Below are 17312 nucleotides of genomic sequence, written 5' to 3'. Positions count from 1 at the left end.
CCCTTGTGAAGAAGGAGAGTTCATGGACAACGAACAGGTCTTCGCGCCGATCGCTGACCCGGGCCAGCTGGCCCACGACTCCGCCTCCCACTCCAACGCGCTCGTCGAGAACCCCTTCGACGACGACACCGAGGAGTAAGCAAGGAGCACGCGAGGGCCGGCCGCCCTCGACCGTGGGCCCGCCCGCCTCCTCGCGGGCGGGCCCACGCCCTCCGAGGCCCCTTCCTCCAAGGCCCCTTCCTCCAAGGAGAATCGACGTGTCCCGCAGCCAGCTCGCATCCGGTGTAGAGGTCGTCGCCGTGCCCGGGCGGGGGCTTGCCGTCCGCACGGCCGACGGGGAGTTCCTCAGCGTGCGGACGGGCGACACGGACGACGGCGCGCTGCTGTCCCTGCTCTCCGGCCGGGCCTCCGGCGAGCCGGAGCCGGACGCCGAACTCGACCGGCTCGTACGGGCCTTCGACAGCGCCGGATACCTGGCGGAAGGGCCGCAGCGCGCGCCGTGGCCCGCCGGGCGCCGGGACATCCGGCTGCTGGGCGACCCCGTACTGACCGAGCCGCTGGCCGCACTCCTGCGGACCTTGGGTGCCGAACCGAGGTCGGCGGAGCCCGGTGACCTGGCCGGCGCACACCCCGTGGCGGCCGGCGACTTGGTCCACGCGAGCCCCGTAGCACCCGGCGGTCGGGCCGGTGCGGACCCGGCGGCGGCTGACGCTTCGGTCGGCGTAAGCTCCGCTGTGTCCGGCGGTCGGGCTGGTGCGGAGCAGGCGGCGCCCCTCGCCTCGCTCGGCGTAAGCCCCGCTGTGCCCGGCGGTCGAGCCAATACGGACCCGGCGGCGCCCCTCGCCCCGGTCGGCGAAAACCCCGCTGTCCCCGACGACCCGGCCCGTGCGAACGAGGCGGCGGCCGACGCCCCGGCCGACGGCGAGCCCGCCGCCGTCGTGTGGTGTCTCGACGGGCCCGTCCCCGAAGGGCTGTGGGACGCCGCCGATCTGCTGCCCGAGCGCGGCACCGCCTGGCTGCGCTGTCACCGCGAGGGCTGGCATGCCTACCTCGAACCCCTCGCGGCCGCTCCTGGGGACGTGACCTCGGCACACGTCCGCGCCCGCAGGCTCGCCGCCACGCCCGCGCACCGCGAGCTGGCCGCCTACTGGAACGGCCCTCGCGCGTCCGGTGCGCCCGTCCAACTCACCGCGTCCGCGGCCGGGTTGCTCGCCGCTCTGCTCGCCGACGACCTCGCCCGGTGGGCCACCGGCGCCCCCGACACCGGCGGGCTCCCCGCCCGGCGTCGGCTCCGGCGCGTCGACCTGCGCACCCTGAGCGTCACCGAACACCCCGTGCTGCCCGTCCCCGACGTCGCCCCGATGCCGGGGAAGACCGGATGACGATGTTCACCGTGGCCGTCGAGGGTCTCGCCACCGATGTCCGGCTCCCGGACGGCGACGGACCCTTCCCGGCCGTCCTCATCCGTACCCCCTACGACAGACGCCGGCACCACGCCGAGCTGGGCGGGTGGGCCCGGCACGGTTTCGTCGCACTGGTCCAGGACGTGCGTGGCCGGCACGCGTCGCCGGGGGAGTGGCACCCGTACGAGAACGAGGCGGCCGACGGAGCGGCGACCGCCCGCTGGATCCGTCAAGAGCCCTGGAACGACGGGCGGTTCGTGGCGGTCGGCGCCTCCTACGCGGGCCACTGCGCCCTCGCCCTCGCGCTGGACGCGCCCGAGGACGCCCGGCCCGACGCCGTCATCGCCGCGGTGCCCGCGCTGGCCACTGCCGAGACGGCTCGCGAACCCTCGGGCGTGGAACGGCTGTCGGCCCGCGCGGGGTGGTGGGCCGCCCACGGCGACCGGCACGACTCCGACGAGGACGCACTCGAGAAGGCTCTTGCCGCGGACCCCGGCCTGCTCGCCCACCTGCCGCTGAGCGACCTCCCCCGTCGGCTCGGCCGGAGCCTCCCCTCCTGGCCGGCGCTGTGGCAGCACCGTGAGCGCGGCCGGGTCGCCGCACGGGCGCGGCACGCCGGGATGCCCCTGCTCGCGGTGGGCGGGCACCACGACCACTTCACCGAGGACACCGTCACGCTGTGGCGCAGCTGGGGCGGTCCCTCGGCTCGGCTGCTGCTGGGGCCCTGGGGGCACGGCCTCGTCGCCGCACCCGGGCCCGACGCCCGGCCCGCGCACCGGGTGAGCCTCGGCGAGCTCTACGCGCACTGGGCCCGCCTCGCCCTCGCCGGGGAACTCGCGTCCGGGCACCACGGTGCGGTCGGGCTGGGCGACAGCCCGCTGTGGGTGCCCGCCGGTCTGGAGGGCGAGCCGCGCACCGAGCCCGTACGGCTGCTGCACGGCGCCTCCTTCACGGCCGATCCGGAACTGCCCGTGTCGTCCAGCGAGTTGACCGTTCCCACGGACGCCACCCCCGACCGCTGCCTTCTGGTCACCCCGCCGCTGCCCCGCCCGCTTGACCTCATCGGCCCCGCCGAGGTGCGGCTGCGTGCCACCGCCGACACGCCGTCCGCCGACTGGGCCGCCCGGCTCGTCGCGGTCACCCCTGAAGGGGCGGCCGAGCGGCTCGCAGTCGGCATCGTCCGACGCACGGAACTCCCCGGGACGGCCGCCGAGTTCACCGTGGGGCTCGGCCGGCTCGCACGGCGCCTGCCCGCGGGCACCCGGCTCCGCCTGGAGATCGCCGGACACCACTTCCCGGCCCACGCCCGGAACCCGCACACCGGCGACGACCCGGTCACGGCCACCCGGCTGCTCGCCTCCCGACGCGAGGTCGACCCCGGGCGCGTGGCGCTCCGGCTGCCCGTGCTCCGTTCCCGCCCCGCCCCCACCGATCCCGTACAGGAGATCCTGCGATGACGGCGTTGCCGCTGGAAGCCCTGGTCGACCCCGTGTGCGGCATCGTCCGCAAGGTCAAGCCCGTCGAGCACCCCGCGGGCGCGCCGCCCCGCTACACCGCGCTGACCGCCGAGATAGCCGACGCCCGCAGGCTCGGTCTGTGGCCCGCCGACCGGGTGTCGCTCGGCACCACCTTCGGCGACCCCGAGGGCGCCCGCATCGCCGCGATAGCGGAGGGAATCGAGCGGTACTGCGGCAACCGCGTGCCGCCCCCAGGCCACCCTGCCGCGCCCCTGCGGGCCACGGCCGCCGAGCTGACCCGCAAGGGCCTTCGGCTGTACGGACCGGACGAGCTGCCCGCCTACGCCGACTGGCAGTACGCCCGCGAGAAGTTCCCCTACCGCCCCCTCACCCCCGACACGCCCTCCCTGTGGACGCGCGGCGAGGAACGGCTGCCGGACGGGGAGAGGGCCGAGGTCTGGGCGCCCGTCGCGCTCACCCACCTCAACTGGCGCCAGGGCGAGCTGCGTTCACTGCCCCGCACCCACCACCTCAACTACGCGGGCATCGCCACCGGGCAGGGCTTCGACGACGCGGTCGCGCGCGGCCTGCTGGAGATCGTCGAACGCGACGCGCTGGAACTGTGGTGGCACCTGGACGGCCCGACGCGCGGGATCGACCCGGCCAGCGTTCCCGGCCTCACCGACGACCTCGCCGGAGCCGCGCTCGACGTACATCTCGTCGAAATGCCCTCGGAGTTCGCCCCCTGCATGGCCGCGCTCGTCCACGACCCCCGGCTCGGCCTCTACGCGGCCGGGTTCGCCTGCAAGTACGACCCGGCCGAGGCCGCCCGCAAGGCCGTGCTCGAAGCCGTCCACACCTGGGTCTTCACCCAGGGCCTCACCGACCCCGACGGCTGGGTGTTCCAGGCTGTCGAGGCCGGGCTGCTCGCTCGCGGCCTCTACCTGGACCACCGCGACGACGGCCGCTACCTCGACGCATGCGGCGAACACTTCGCCCACGTGCGGGATCTGGGCGCGCACGTCCAGGTGTGGCTCGACGAGCGGATGGCGCCCGAGGCCCGGCGGTTCACCGAGCCCGCCCACGGGACCGTACCCATCGGGGCGGTCGAGCCCGGTAGCCGGGACCGGCTGGAGCGCGCCCTCCACGACGGCGGCCACCGCGTCATGACGTTCGACCTCACCACCGAGGACGTGGCCGAAACGCCGCTGCGCGTCGCCCGGGTACTCGTCTCCGGGCTCATCCCCAACGCCCCCGCTGCTTTCGGCTACTTCGGTTCACCGCGCCTCGCCGACGCCGCCACCGGCCGCGGCTGGCGCACGACCGCGCCGCGCGCACCGGAGGACTTCACGCTGGCTCCTCCGCCCCATATGTGAGGACCCTCGTGGATCTCGTCACCGCTCTCGCCCGCGCCCGTTCCCCCGAGAAACCCGGACCGCAGACGCCCGCCGGGCCCGCCGTCCGCCAATGGCCCGGACCGCCGCGCTCCCTGCCGGAGGCAGGCCCCGGAGAGCTGGACCTGCGCGGGCTGCTCCGCCTGTCCCTGGCCGCCTCGGACGGTACCGGACGGCTGCGGCCCGCCCCGTCGGCGGGCGCGCTGCACCCGGTGGACGCCCAGCTCGTCGTGGGCAGCCGGTGCCCACTGTCGCCCGGCCGCTACGGCTACGACCCGCTGCGCCACCGCGTGCACCGCCTCGGCCCGGAACCCGACGACACACCGCCCGGGGCGACCGTCGAGCTCTCCGTCACCCCGCAGCGCACGCTCTCGCACTACGGCCACCGCGCCTGGCCGTTGATCCTGCTGGACACCGGGCACGCCGCCGCGGCGCTGTGGCTCGCGGCGCACGCGATCGGCACGATGGGCTCGATGGGCTCCATGGGCACAACTCCGACCGGGCTTCGCCTCGACGGACGTGCCGAAGAACCGCTCGCCGCACTTCACTTCGCCCCGCCCGAGGGGGCACGCCGGGTTTCCCCTGCCGAGGCGGCACGCCGCGCTGCGGACACGCCCACGCCCCGCGAGCTGCTGGCCCGCCGAAGCGCCGGCCCACCCCTGCGGGGCACACCACCCCGGGAGACCCTGCGGGCGGTGCTCGCCGCCGCCGTGGAGGCGAGCGCCGGTGAGCTCGCCTGGTGCGCGGCCGTCGGCGAACCCCGGCCCGAACTCGTCGAGTCGGCGCCCGACGGAACCCTGCGGCGTCTCGCCGCGGGAGAGGCCCGGCCGACGCTCGCAGCCTGGGCCGCGGGCCAGGCATGGATCGCGGACGCGGGCGCCGTCCTGCTCGGCTACGGCTGCCCGGCGGACGCCGAAGCCCCGCGGATCCGCCGGACCCACCTGCGCGCCGGCTTCGCCGTGGGACTGGCCCACGTGACCGCCGTACGACAGGGCCTGGCCGGCCGGCCCGTCGGCTCCTGGCAGCAGGCAGATCTGGGAGCCGCGCTCGGCGCCCCGCCGGGCAGGGACTGGATCGTTCACGGCCTGGCCCTCGGCACCACCCACTCCGAAGAGGGGACCTCGTGATCGTCCACCCCGAGCTGCGCCGCGCCGCACGGCACGCACGGCGCACCCTGCTCGCGGCCACCCTCCTACAGGCGGCCGTCGCCCTCACCCACCTCGCACAGGCCGTACTGCTGGCCGTCGCCCTCGCCGACGTGGCCCGGGGCGACACTGACCGGCTCCCCCTGCTCCTTGGGGCAGTTCTCGGCGTCGTCACCGCACGTGCCGGACTCGGCCACCGGCAGCGGCGTACCGCCACGCGCGCCGGGGCACGGGTCAGGGTGCACCTGCGGGACGAACTCCTCGCCCACCTCGGACGGCTCGGCCCCGCGCACCTGACCACCGCCCGCGCCGGGGCCGTCCGCACCACCCTCGTCGACGGGGTCGAGGGCGTCGACGCCTACGTCTCCCGCTACCTCCCCCAGCTCCTCATCACCCTCACCGTGCCACCCCTGCTGCTCGCCACCCTGGCCGCCGTCGAACCGGGCGCCCTCCTCGGCCTCGTACCCGCCCTGCTGCTCGCCCTGTTCGGGCCGCGCGCCTGGGACCGGCTCCTCGCCAAGCGCGGCAAGGAGCACTGGGACACCTACGAAGGACTGGGCGCCGACTACCTCGAAGCCCTGCAGGGCATGCCCGCGCTGCGGGCCGCGGGCGCCGTCGGGCGTACCCGGGAGCGGCTCGAGGCACGGTCGGCGGCCCTGCACCGGGCCACGGTCGCCAAGCTCCGCGTGTCGCTCGTCGACACCGGGCTCACCGACCTGGCCATCCAGGGCGGCACCGTGGCCGCCGCCCTGCTCGCCTGCTGGTCGGCCGTCACCGGATCCACCACGGCGACGGGCACCTATCTGGTGCTGCTCCTGGCCTCCGAGTGCTTCCGGCCCGTGCGCGACCTGTCCCGCGAGTGGCACGCCGGGTACCTGGGCGTGTCGGCCGCGGACGGGCTCCGGGCGCTGCGCACCGCCGAACCCTCGGTCCCCGACACGGGAACGGCCCCAGCACACTGGCCGGGCCCGCCCCAAGTGCAGTTTGAGGAAGTGCAGTTCAGCTACGACGGTGCCGAGGCGCCCGCGCTCCGCGGCGTCACCTTCACCGCCGAGGCCGGGCGCACGACCGCGATCGTCGGCCCTTCGGGCGCCGGCAAGTCCACACTGCTCGCCCTGCTCCTGCGCCACCGCGACCCGCAACAGGGCCGGATCACCCTCGACGGCCGCGACGTGGCCGAGTACACGCTCGACTCGCTGCGGCACGGCATCGCCGTCGTCTCCCAGGAGACCTACCTCTTCCATGCCACCATCGCCGACAATCTGCGCCTCGCCCGGCCCACCGCCACGGACGACGACCTGATACGCGCGGCACGGGCCGCCGGCATCCACGACGAGATAGCCACCCTCCCCGACGGCTACGCCACCGTCCTCGGCGAACGGGGCGCCACCCTGTCCGGCGGGCAACGGCAGCGCCTCGCCCTCGCCCGCGCCCTGCTGGCCGACGCTCCGGTCCTCGTCCTCGACGAGGCCACGAGCGCGGTCGACGAACGCCGCGAGGCGGACATCGTCCGCGAACTGCTGGACGCCGCGGGCGGCCGGACCGTCCTGGTGGTCGCCCATCGGCTCGCCGCGGCCCGGCATGCCGACCGCATCGTGGTGCTGGCGGGCGGACGCGTGGACGCCGTCGGCGACCACACCGCCCTCATCGAGGCCGGGGGCGTCTACGCCGAGCTCGTCAAGGCGGGCCACACGTATCAAGGAGGGCTCGCCGCATGAGCAGCACCATCGACGCCGACGCCGACATCACCCCCAGCGGTAACGTCGACGCGACCGTGCCCGCGCGGGGTTCGCTACGCGCCCTGCTGCCGGCCCTCGGCGGGCATCGGGTCATGATGGCCCGCACCTGCGTCGCCGCACTCGTCGAACAGGGTTCTCTGGTCGCGCTGTTGACGCTGGCCGCGCACACCGTCGGAACCGCCGTCATCGACGGCCGCGGCCCCTCGGCCGGTACGGTCACCGCCCTGGTCGCCCTCGTGCTCGTACGTGCCCTGATGACCTGGCGGGAGATGGACCTCTCGCACGACCTGGCCTACCGGGTGCTGGCCGAGCTGCGCGTGCGGGTCTTCGACGGGCTCGCCCGCAGCGCACCGGCCCGCGTGGCCGGCAGGCGCAGCGGGGACCTCGCCGCCACCGCGATGGCCGACGTGGAGGCGCTGGAGTTCTTCTACGCCCACACCACGGCCCAACTCCTCGCATCCGGCGTGGTGTTCACCGGCGGAGCCGCGGCACTGGCCACGGTGGAGCCGTGGCTGCTGGCGGCGGTGCTGCCGGTCGCCGCGCTGCTCGCCGCCGCGCCCTTCGCCGACGCGCGCGGACGCGCCGCACGCGGGGCCCGTACCCGGGCGGCCGCCGCCAAGCTCTCGGCCGACACCGTGGAGACCGTCGACGGGCTGCGCGAACTGCTCGCCTTCGGCGCGCTGAGCGAGCGGCGCGGCCGTCTCGCCGAACAGGGCCGTCGGGTGGGCGAGGCGCAGCGGGCCGAAGCCACCTGGGAGGCCATGGCCGCCGCCGTCCGCGACGCTCTCATCGTGCTCGCGGTGCTCGGCGTGGTGACCGCCGCCGCGCAGTCCGTGACTTCCGGACGGCTGCACGGCGCCTGGGCCCCGGCGGCGATGGCGCTCGCGCTGTCGGTGCTGGGCCCGGTCGCCGAGTCGGCCAGGGCGCTGAGCCAGGCCGTGGGACTGCGCGCCGCGGCCGCCCGCGTCGACGCGGCGGTGAAGGCCCCCGCCCTCGCCCCGCCGCCCGCCTCGCCCCGCCCGCTCCCACCGGGCCCACTGGGCGTCCGGCTGCACCGGGTGAGCTTCGACTACGGTGGCCGGTCCGTGCTGGACGGGGTCGAGCTGACGGTGCCCGCGGGGCAGACCCTCGCCCTGGTCGGCGCCTCGGGCGCAGGCAAGTCGACCTGCGCCCACCTGCTGGCCCGCTTCTGGGATCCGTCCGAGGGAGCCGTCAGCCTGGTGCCCCGCGGCGGTGACCCCGTCGACCTGCGCGACCTGGCCGACGCCGAACTGCGCCGTGCCGTCGCCGTCGTCGGCCAGGACACCCCCCTCTTCCACGGGACCCTCGCCGAGAACCTTCGCCTGGTCGCACCGGACGCGGACGACGAACTCCTCGCCGAGACTGCCCGGTTGTGCGGCGTCGACCGGATCGCTCCCATGGACTCCCTCGTCGGGGAGCGCGGCTCAACCCTCTCCGGCGGCCAGCGCGCGCGGATCGCTCTCGCCCGCGCCCTGCTGGCCGAGCCGAGGGTCCTCGTGCTGGACGAGACCACCGCCCACCTGGACAACGCCGGAGACGCCCAACTCGCCACCGCGCTCGCCAAGGGCGACCGCACCACCATCGTCATCGCCCACCGCCCCGCCACGATCCGCCGTGCCGACCGCATCGCCGTCCTCGAATCCGGCCGCATCGCGGAGGAAGGCACCTGGGACGACCTCACCACACGCCCCGGCGGCGCGCTCAATCGCGTGCTGGCCGTCACCCCATCCTGAATTCATGCGCCGCCGTGACCGCGCGAGTCGCTCTCCGGTAGAGGGTCGCTCTGCAATGGTCGTGGTGCTGAAGCGCGAGGAGATCTTCTGAGGTCGTGCCGGATCTGCGTCCAGCACGCCAACGCCGAACACAAGCAGTGGCGCCCGCTGCAGCGGTACACCGGCCGCCGGGCATGCTTCGCACAGACCTGTCGCGCGGTCGCCGGCCTGGTCTCCGACCGCGCCGACCGCCGTGCCACCCAATGGGGCGGAACCCCAACGTGGCCACGCTGCGCACCGCTGGGCATCACGGCATCGCCGACGGCCTGCGCGAGGTGTCCTGCACGCCTTCACCCGGCCGCTGGACTTGATGGGACTGCACACCAGCAACGCCACATGATCACCAGGACTGTGCATCAGCCCTGGATGCGCGCCAGACGGGTAGTTCGTGCTGATGTGGTGCCTGAATTCCCATTTTGTTCATGAGGTGGATCACAAGATCATATTAAGGCGATATGTGCGGCGCTACCTTTGTGGGCGGCTGCATTCCGGCCCGGCGATGCGCCGGAATGCGGCGCCATGGGCAAGAACGCCCCGATTGGGGTTGCGGTATCTAGACAGCAGGGGGACCCGTGCCGTATCCGGCTGCAGCGCAGTTTCTGCGAACAGCGATTCCTGACATCATCCGCTCCTATCAGAGCGCGCTGCGGGCGATCCGCAGCCCGTTGGCGACGCGCAAGGAGGCGTGGCCGAAGTGCCGCGACCAGGCCCAGGCGATCGTCGAGGACTGCGTCACGGCGCTGATGGGGCAGCAGCCGCCGGCGCCCACCGAGGCCCGCAGGTACTCGCATCTGGTGGGCGTCGACCGGGCCACGCAAGGGATCGCGGTGGCGGAGTCGGTGCGTGCCGTGGACATCCTGTGGAGCGCGATGCAGCCCGCCGTGCGCAGTGCCGTCAGTTGCGAGGCGGCGGCCCGGCGCACCTCCGCGCTGCTGCTGATCAGCACGGTGTTCCGATCCAGTTCCGGCGGCCGTCTCTACGCCGGCGCCGTCGGGTACGACGCCGCTCCGCCCCAGTTGGCCGACGAGGCGGCGGAGGAGGAGTCCCGCTCCGGCGCCCCCGTCGGGGGCCTGGTCCAGTCGGCCGCCTGTGCAGGGCTGTCGCAGCGCGAGAGACAGGTGCTGGAGAGAGTGGCGAGGGCCATGACCAATAGCCAGATCGCCCGTGACCTCGGCATCGAGACGGCGACCGTGAAGCGGCACCTCAACAACATCTACGCCAAGCTCCAGGCGGAGTCCCGGATCGACGCCATCAACAAGGCCTACGGACGGCGCTGAACCGGCGGCGTGCGGGGTGCCGGCCCGCGACGTGCGGGTGGCGGGCGCCGACGGGTCCGAGACGGCCGGGCCCCGGCCGGGGGCGCGAGGGTCATCTCCCGCGCTCCGGCCGGGGCTTCGGTGTTGTCCGGTCCGGCTTCAGGCCCAGGGCCCTCTGACGGATCTCCGTGGCGTCGCGACGCCGGGCACGCACTCGCCGCAGGCCGACCGAACGCCGCTCCTTCTCCCACGGAGATCCGTCAGAAGGGCCCTGGGCTCACTGCATCGTCGCGTGCAGCACCAGGGTCGCCGCCATGACGAGGTTCGCCGTGTACTGGGTGCGCATGAAGGCGCGGTAGGCGCTGCGGTGTGTCCGCTTGTCCGCGCCCTCGACCCGGGCGGTGCGCACGATCTGCACCACCACACAGACGGCTCCGACGGCCACCGGCACCATCGCCACCAGCGTCAACGGCGCCCAGCGCAGCGCCGCCAGGAGCCCGCCCGCACCGACCGCCAGCGCACCCGCCGCACCGAGCGCACGCGCCAGCCAGGCACCATGGCGCACCGCCACGGTACGGCGTCCGCCGGTGGCGTCCCCGTCGGCGTCGCTGAGGTCCTTCACCACCGATCCCACCAGCGCCATCCAGGCGCTCATGACGGTGGCGAAGACGAGTCCGGCCGTGTTCAGCCCGCCGCCGGCGGTGGCGGCACCGCCCGCGAACGAGGCCCAGCCGAGACCGAACACCACCACCGCGCACGTGCTGCTCCAGCGCTTCGCGGGAAAAGGAGGTGCCGAATAGATCCAGCCCAACAAGAGGAATGCTGCCGTCCAGATCGTGAGTCCGGGCACGAATTGCGAAAGAAGCAGCGAACCCACAGCCGCGCCCGCCGTGATGAAAGCGGCCGTCCTTTCCGGCAGATCCCCCCGCGCGATCGGCCGGACCGACCCATTGGCGCGGTCCTCCTTGACGTCCATGACGCCATTGATGAGGTAGGCGGCGACCACGGACAGCCACCAGGCGAGGGCGCCGACGGCTAACTGCACAGGGTGCGGTGCGTGGTGCCGCGTGGTGAATGCGGTGCCCAATGCGTACCGCTGAAGGAAGACGATCTGAACGGTCGGGCGTGCCTCCACCAGAGAAAGACGTGCGTAACGAAAGACCAGGTGGGGCTGCGCCTTGGAGGTGAGTATCGCGTCGGTTATCTCTGCCACGGCCGTAACGTACGAGGCTTTCCGGCGCCGGGTGACGCATCTGCACCCTAGGGTGCATCCCCCGAATTCCCCGCATGGTTCCTTGGTTGCAGTCGGCCCCTTATGAGCCGTGCACCGGGCCCGGAAGCCGCCACCATGACCGTCGAGGCATTCACCGAAGCCTTGACGCCGTTGGACCGAAAAAGGTTTGGGAGGTGGGCCATGGCGGACGTGGTCATCGCGGGCGGCGGCCCGGTGGGACTGATGCTGGCGTGCGAGCTGCGGCTGGGCGGAGCGGACGTGCTGGTGCTGGAACGACTCACCGAGCGCGTACCGCACTCGAAGGCGCTCGGCATGCACGCGCGGACCCTGGAGGTGCTCGACCAGCGCGGCCTCGCCGACCGCTTCCTGGAAGGGCACAAGCGGGCGCCCACCACGCACTTCGCCGGGCTCCGGCCGCTCGAGTTCGACGCCTCCGCCACCCGGCACCCGTACATGCTGGTCATACCGCAGGCCCACACCGAACGGCTGCTCGCCGAGCGCGCCGCCGAACTGGGCGTGCGGATCAGGTACGGCACCGAGGTCACCGGCCTCGCCCAGGACGCCGACGGCGTCGACATCGAGGTGGCCGGCGGTGCGCCGCTGCGGGCGCGGTACCTGGTCGGCTGCGACGGCAGTCGCAGCACGGTGCGCCGGCTGCTCGGCGTGGAGTTCCCCGGCACCCCCGCCACGCTCACCGCGATGATCGCCGACGTCGCCCTCGACGAACCGCCGGCCCAGCCGCGGCTGCTGGCCCGGCACCCGGGAGGTCAGGCCGGGGTGCTGGAGTACGGTCCGGGGATGTACCGGGCGATGACCATCGAGTACGACACGGTGGCCGACCCGGACGTGCCGGCGACCTTCGACGAGTTCAAGGCCACCTTCCGGCGGATCGCCGGCACCGATCACGGCATGCGCGACGCGATCTGGGTCTCCCGGTTCGGCGACGCCGCCCGGCAGGCCGACCGGTACCGGGTGGGCCGGGTCCTGCTGGCCGGGGACGCCGCGCACATTCACAACCCGTCCGGCGGACAGGGCCTGAACCTCGGTGTGCAGGACGCGGTGAACCTCGGCTGGAAGCTGGCCGCCGTCGTACGCGGACACGCGGGCGAGGAACTGCTGGACAGCTACCACACCGAGCGCCACCCGGTCGGTGCGCGCGTCCTGCAGAACACCCACGCCCAGGTCGCGCTGAGCCGCCCCGGGCACGCGGTGGACGCGCTGCGGGAGCTGTTCGCCGAGCTGATCCACGTCGAGGAGGTCAACCGCCTGCTCACCGGCCTGGTCAGCGCGCTCGATGTGCGCTGCCCGATCGACGGCGCCCACCCGCTGACCGGGGCGCGCGTGCCGGACGCGGACCTCAAGACCTCCGACGGTGACCCCCAGGTGTCCCGGCTGCTGCACTCCGGCCGGGGAGTCCTGCTCGACCTGACCGAGGGCCCCGCGCTGCGCGCCGCCGCGGCGGGGTGGGCCGACCGTGTGGACCTCGTGCCGGCGCGGCACACGGATACGCGCCTGGACGGCGTGGACGCGGTGCTGGTGCGCCCCGACGGCTACGTGGCCTGGGCTGCCCCGACCGACGTGACACTGCCCCACGCGCTGACGACCTGGTTCGGCCCGGCGCGCTGACCACCCGGTTCACCCGGACCGTGGAGACCGTACGCCCGAACGGGCAATCCGCCCGAACGGGCAACGCGACGAAGGCACTTGATGAGTCTCATCCCCGAAAGTCACCGCGACCTCCTGGAGCGGCCGCTCTTCGCCCATCTGGCGACGATGCGGCCGAACCGGGGCGGCCCGCAGGTGAATCCGATGTGGTGTTCCTGGGACGGCACCCATCTGCGCTTCACGAGCACCAGGACCCGCTTCAAGTACCGGAACGTGGCGGCCGATCCGCGGGTCGCCGTCTCCATCAACGATCCGGAGGAGCCGTACCGCTATCTGGAGATCCGCGGTGTCGTCGAGCGCATCGACGACGACTCCTCCGGCACGCTCTTCGTCGAACTGGCCGACCGCTACAGCAGGGAGCTGGGCGGCCGGCTGCCCCCGGACGTCAAGGACCGCGTGGTGTACGTGGTCCGGCCGACGGCCGTCAGCTACCAGTGACGAGCCCGGCGAGGACCTCCTCGGTCGTGCGCACCGCGGCACCCGCCGCGGCGAACCGACCCAGGACTCGGTCCTGTTCCGCGGCCGAGACCGTGGTGGTGGCATCGGAGACCAGGGTGAGCCGGTAGCCCGATGCCAGCGCCGTCCGGGCCGTGGCGGCGACTCCGTGCGCCGTCGACAGGCCGGCGATCACCACGTCGGTGATCCCCAGCGCGGCCAGCCGCGCACCCAGATCCGTCCCCTCGAACGCGTCGAGGCCGTGCTTGACGACCAGGAGGTCGTCCGGTCCCGGTGCGACCCGCTCGTGCAGCTCGTCGGCGTGCAGGTGACGGACCAGAACCACGTTCGTGAAGCCCTCCCGCAGCCGGGCACAGGCATCGACGACGGCCGAAGCGGTCCGCGGTTCCCACGGGTGCATTCCCAGGATCGAGTGCTGCAGGTCGATGAGTATCAGTGCGATACGGGTCTCGGTCATGTTCTCCATGTTCTCCCCCGGAGCAGTGAGTTCGGGCCGGAAGGCCGGCAGAACTGATCAACGAAATTTCCCATGCACCCTAGGGTGCAGATCCGAACCGGCGGGGCCGGACCCCTCGTAACGTAGAGCTCGCGGTCGAGAACACAATTCCCGGAAAGGGCAGAAAAAGTCATGGAGTTGAGGGCGGATCGTCTGGATGGTCTGGGAAAGTACTTCGGCCGGCTGACAGCCGAGGGAAAGATCCCTGGATACTCGGCCATGGTTTCGCAGCGCGGGGAGGTGGTATACGAATCGTCCGGCGGAATGGCGAACACAGCCGAGGGAATTCCGATGACGGCGGACAGCATCTTCCGTACGTGGTCGTTGAGCAAACCGATGACCTCGGTGGCCTTCATGAAGCTCGTCGAGGACGGCCTCGTCGGTCTGAACGACCCGCTGGCGGACTATCTGCCGGCCTTCCGTGACCAGCGTGTCTACCGCACCGGACTGCCGGCGGCCCCCGTCACCGAGGGCCTGCTGGACCCGATCCGGATGTGGCATCTGCTGACCCACACCGCGGGCCTGGGCTACGGCGCCCACCAGTCGCACGCCGTGGACACCGTGTACGTCAACCAGGGCTACACGGTGGAGCCGCCGGCCGGCACCTCTCTCGCCGAGGCCGTCGACGCCTGGGCCTCCTTCCCGCTGCGGTTCCAGCCGGGCACGGGCTGGAACTACGGGGTGAGCACCGACGTCCTGGGCCGGGTCATCGAGGTGGTCTCCGGCAAGCGCCTCGACGTCTTCATGCGCGAGTCGTTCTTCGAGCCGCTGGGCCTGAAGGACTCCGGTTTCCGCGTGGACGCGCGGAACAAGGACCGCTGCGCCGAGACCTACAGCCCCACCGCCGACGGCGGCATCGAGCACAACCCGCAGGCGAGCGTCTACCCTGCCGAGGACCCGGTCTTCCTGTCGGGCGGCGGCGGCATCTACACCACGGTCGCCGACTACATGAAGTTCCTCGGCATGCTGGCGGACAACGGCAGGATCGGCGGCTCCGACTTCTATCTGTCGCCGCTGACCGTCGAGTCGATCCGCGGCAACCATCTGCCGGGGAACATCACGCTCGGCTCCGGATTCGGCAACTGGGCGGTGCCCGCCGTCAACGAACTGATGCCCGGCGCCGGCTTCGGACTGGGTTTCATGACGGTCGAGTCGCCGCGCGAGACCCACCTGCTGACGCGGCAGGGCGAGTACTTCTGGCTCTCGATGAGCAGCGCCAACTTCTTCATCGACCCCGCCTCGGGCGTGGCCGCCCTGGTCTCCCCGCAGCTGTTCCCGTCCCGCACCCTGCCGGTCACCAATCGCCTGCGGCAGTTCGTCTACCAGGCCTACTGCTGAGCCGAGCCGGCCACGCCGAGACGAGGTGAGTCGATGAGCACGAAATCGATGCCCGTGGAGATCCCGCTCAGATGGGGCGACATGGATTCCTACGGTCACGTCAACAACTGCGAGATCGTACGGATCATCGAAGAAGCCCGCATGAGATGGCTCATGTCGAGTGGAGTCTTCGACGGGGAGACCGCGGTCGTCGCAGCCCATGAGATCGGATATCTGCGTCCGCTCCGGTACTCGCTCGACCCGGTCAACGTCGAGGTGTGGACCTCGAATGTCCGGCGGTCCAGCTTCGAGTTCAATTTCCGGATCCTGGACAACTCCCGGCAGGTGAGCGTCAAGGCCGTCAGCCGGATGGTGATGTTCGACCTCGGCAAACAGGAGAGCTACGCCATCAATCCGCGGCTGCGCGAACACCTCGACGCCGCCTGCGGGGACCGCCTGTAGTCCCCGTTCCCCCCAACCGTTGGCCCCGCAGAGAGAAAAAAGGAATTTCCATGTCGACCGTGGTGTCGAAATCCCCCCCAGGCGCAACGCAATCGACCATGGGCACGCTGGGACTGACCATCGTCCTGGTCGCCGCGGCACTGACGATGATCGACGCGTCGATCGTCAACGTCGCCCTGCCGTCGATCCAGTCGACCCTGCACACCGACGCCTCGGTGTCGCAGTTCGTGGTCAGCGGCTATGTCATCGCCTACGCCATCCTTCTGGTGCTGGGCGGCAAACTCGGTGACCGCTACGGCCGCCGGCGCCTGTTGCAGATCAGCGTCCTGGCGTTCACCCTGACCTCGCTGGCCTGCGGGCTGGCACCGAGCATCGGATTCCTGATCGCGGCCCGGGTGCTCCAGGGCGGAGCGGCCGCGTTCCTGCTCCCGCAGGCGCTCTCCACGATCCAGACGTCCCTGGCCGAGTCGGCCAAGACCCGCGCCATCGGCCTGTACGGCGCGATCGGCGGCCTGTCGGCCGCGGCCGGCCAGCTGCTCGGCGGCGTCCTGGTCTGGGCGAACATCGCCGGCCTGGAGTGGCGGCCCATCTTCCTCGTGAACGTTCCGCTGGGCATCCTGGCCCTGATCGGCGCGAAGTCCCTGGTGCCCGACACCAAGGCCGTCGGCAGCCAGCGCATGGACCTCGGCGGCACGGTCCTCCTCGGCGTCGGCGTGCTCTCGCTGCTCATCCCGCTGAGCGTCGGCCGGCAGGTGCACTGGGCGGTGTGGTGCTGGGCGCTGATCGCACTCGCGGTCGTCGCCGGGGTCGTGCTGTGGCGCTATGAGCGCCAGTTGGAGCAGCAGGGGCGCACCCCGCTGATCCCGCCGTCGCTGGTCCGGCTGCGTCCGGTCAACCGCGGGCTGCTCGTTCTCGGCAGCGGCTTCCTGGTCTTCAGCGGCTTCTCCTTCGCGGTCCCGCTGGCGCTCCAGCAGGGCAACGGCATGAGCGCGATGGAGTCGGGTCTGTCCGTCGCCCCGCTGGCCGTGGGTGCCTTCCTCGGCTCCCTGCGGGCGCCGAAGGTCATGGGCAAGTTCGGTATGCGCACCGTGAACATCGGCGGCGGCTTCCTGGTCGTCGGTCTGGCCCTGCTGATCGTCGCCGCGAAGGCGTGGTGGCCGCACCTGCACTTCTACGAGCTGGTCGTCGCGATGTTCCTCATCGGTGTCGGCAACGGGCTGTTCATCCCGCCGGTCTTCCGCACGATCCTGACCTCCGTGCCGCCGGACCAGGCCGGCGCGGGCAGCGGGATCATGTCGACCACCCAGCAGACCTCGGTCGCCGTCGGCACCGCGGTCCTCGGCCAGGTGTTCATCAGCTTCTCCGCCGTCGGCGACATGAACCTCGGGTTCGTCACCGTGACCGCGGTCTACCTCGCGGTCGGTGCCCTTCTCCTCTTCTTCGGCGGCGCGGCCCTCACCCAGAAGACCGGCGACTGACGCGCCCGTCCCGGATC

The 17312-nt window shown here is 72.6% G+C and carries 15 protein-coding genes; 13 read left to right on the top strand and 2 right to left on the bottom strand.

The window, feature by feature from the left end:
• The first annotated feature begins 22 nt into the window (after window positions 1–22).
• The 8 genes from amiA (at window position 23) to AC5P09_RS20485 (ending at window position 10208) form a co-directional block, all read left to right on the top strand.
• On the top strand, window positions 23–139 hold the full coding sequence (amiA, locus tag AC5P09_RS20520; RefSeq protein WP_363104830.1) for a streptamidine family RiPP: 117 nt from the start codon (window positions 23–25) through the stop codon (window positions 137–139).
• Window positions 140–521: 382 nt separating this feature from the next.
• Window positions 522–1382: a hypothetical protein gene (locus AC5P09_RS20515; RefSeq protein ID WP_493875330.1), complete on the top strand. Its 861-nt coding sequence runs from the start codon at window positions 522–524 to the stop codon at window positions 1380–1382.
• Window positions 1379–2860: a CocE/NonD family hydrolase gene (locus tag AC5P09_RS20510; RefSeq protein WP_493875280.1), complete on the top strand. Its 1482-nt coding sequence runs from the start codon at window positions 1379–1381 to the stop codon at window positions 2858–2860. Before AC5P09_RS20515 ends, AC5P09_RS20510 begins: the two co-directional genes overlap by 4 nt.
• Window positions 2857–4236 carry a YcaO-like family protein gene (locus tag AC5P09_RS20505; RefSeq protein ID WP_493875279.1) on the top strand — a complete coding sequence of 460 codons (1380 nt, stop codon included), beginning with the start codon at window positions 2857–2859 and terminating at the stop codon, window positions 4234–4236. The genes AC5P09_RS20510 and AC5P09_RS20505 overlap by 4 nt, the downstream gene beginning before the upstream one ends.
• Before the next feature lie 8 nt (window positions 4237–4244).
• Entirely contained in the window at window positions 4245–5381 is a 1137-nt protein-coding gene (locus AC5P09_RS20500) for a nitroreductase family protein (RefSeq protein ID WP_493875278.1), read from the top strand.
• Window positions 5378–7117: an ABC transporter ATP-binding protein/permease gene (locus AC5P09_RS20495; protein WP_493875277.1), complete on the top strand. Its 1740-nt coding sequence runs from the start codon at window positions 5378–5380 to the stop codon at window positions 7115–7117. Before AC5P09_RS20500 ends, AC5P09_RS20495 begins: the two co-directional genes overlap by 4 nt.
• Window positions 7114–8892, top strand: a complete 1779-nt coding sequence (locus tag AC5P09_RS20490) for an ABC transporter ATP-binding protein (protein ID WP_493875276.1) — start codon at window positions 7114–7116, stop codon at window positions 8890–8892. Before AC5P09_RS20495 ends, AC5P09_RS20490 begins: the two co-directional genes overlap by 4 nt.
• 611 nt (window positions 8893–9503) lie before the next feature.
• Complete coding sequence (locus AC5P09_RS20485) at window positions 9504–10208, top strand: helix-turn-helix transcriptional regulator (protein ID WP_493875275.1); 705 nt, start codon at window positions 9504–9506, stop codon at window positions 10206–10208.
• A gap of 256 nt (window positions 10209–10464) precedes the next feature.
• Here AC5P09_RS20485 and AC5P09_RS20480 read toward each other — a convergent pair whose 3' ends face one another.
• Window positions 10465–11400: a UbiA family prenyltransferase gene (locus AC5P09_RS20480; protein ID WP_493875274.1), complete on the bottom strand. Its 936-nt coding sequence runs from the start codon at window positions 11398–11400 to the stop codon at window positions 10465–10467.
• Window positions 11401–11601: 201 nt separating this feature from the next.
• Here AC5P09_RS20480 and AC5P09_RS20475 point away from each other — a divergent pair, with 201 nt between their 5' ends.
• Together AC5P09_RS20475 and AC5P09_RS20470 are read left to right on the top strand one after the other, a co-directional pair.
• On the top strand, window positions 11602–13047 hold the full coding sequence (locus AC5P09_RS20475; RefSeq protein ID WP_493875273.1) for an FAD-dependent monooxygenase: 1446 nt from the start codon (window positions 11602–11604) through the stop codon (window positions 13045–13047).
• A gap of 81 nt (window positions 13048–13128) precedes the next feature.
• Window positions 13129–13524, top strand: coding sequence for a PPOX class F420-dependent oxidoreductase (locus AC5P09_RS20470; protein WP_493875272.1), 396 nt, complete (start codon window positions 13129–13131; stop codon window positions 13522–13524).
• On the opposite strand, the gene AC5P09_RS20465 is transcribed toward AC5P09_RS20470, so the two are convergent.
• On the bottom strand, window positions 13511–13999 hold the full coding sequence (locus tag AC5P09_RS20465) for a cysteine hydrolase family protein (RefSeq protein ID WP_493875271.1): 489 nt from the start codon (window positions 13997–13999) through the stop codon (window positions 13511–13513). The genes AC5P09_RS20470 and AC5P09_RS20465 overlap by 14 nt on opposite strands.
• A gap of 171 nt (window positions 14000–14170) precedes the next feature.
• On the opposite strand from AC5P09_RS20465, the gene AC5P09_RS20460 reads away from it, so the two are divergent.
• The 3 genes from AC5P09_RS20460 (at window position 14171) to AC5P09_RS20450 (ending at window position 17295) form a co-directional block, all read left to right on the top strand.
• Window positions 14171–15376, top strand: coding sequence for a serine hydrolase domain-containing protein (locus AC5P09_RS20460; RefSeq protein ID WP_493875270.1), 1206 nt, complete (start codon window positions 14171–14173; stop codon window positions 15374–15376).
• A 33-nt stretch (window positions 15377–15409) separates the two neighbouring features.
• Complete coding sequence (locus tag AC5P09_RS20455; RefSeq protein ID WP_493875269.1) at window positions 15410–15817, top strand: acyl-CoA thioesterase; 408 nt, start codon at window positions 15410–15412, stop codon at window positions 15815–15817.
• A 98-nt stretch (window positions 15818–15915) separates the two neighbouring features.
• Window positions 15916–17295 carry an MFS transporter gene (locus tag AC5P09_RS20450; RefSeq protein ID WP_493875268.1) on the top strand — a complete coding sequence of 460 codons (1380 nt, stop codon included), beginning with the start codon at window positions 15916–15918 and terminating at the stop codon, window positions 17293–17295.
• Window positions 17296–17312: the final 17 nt, after the last annotated feature.

Source organism: Streptomyces sp. a15 (assembly GCF_059026085.1).
This window is presented reverse-complemented; position numbering and strand designations above follow the sequence as displayed.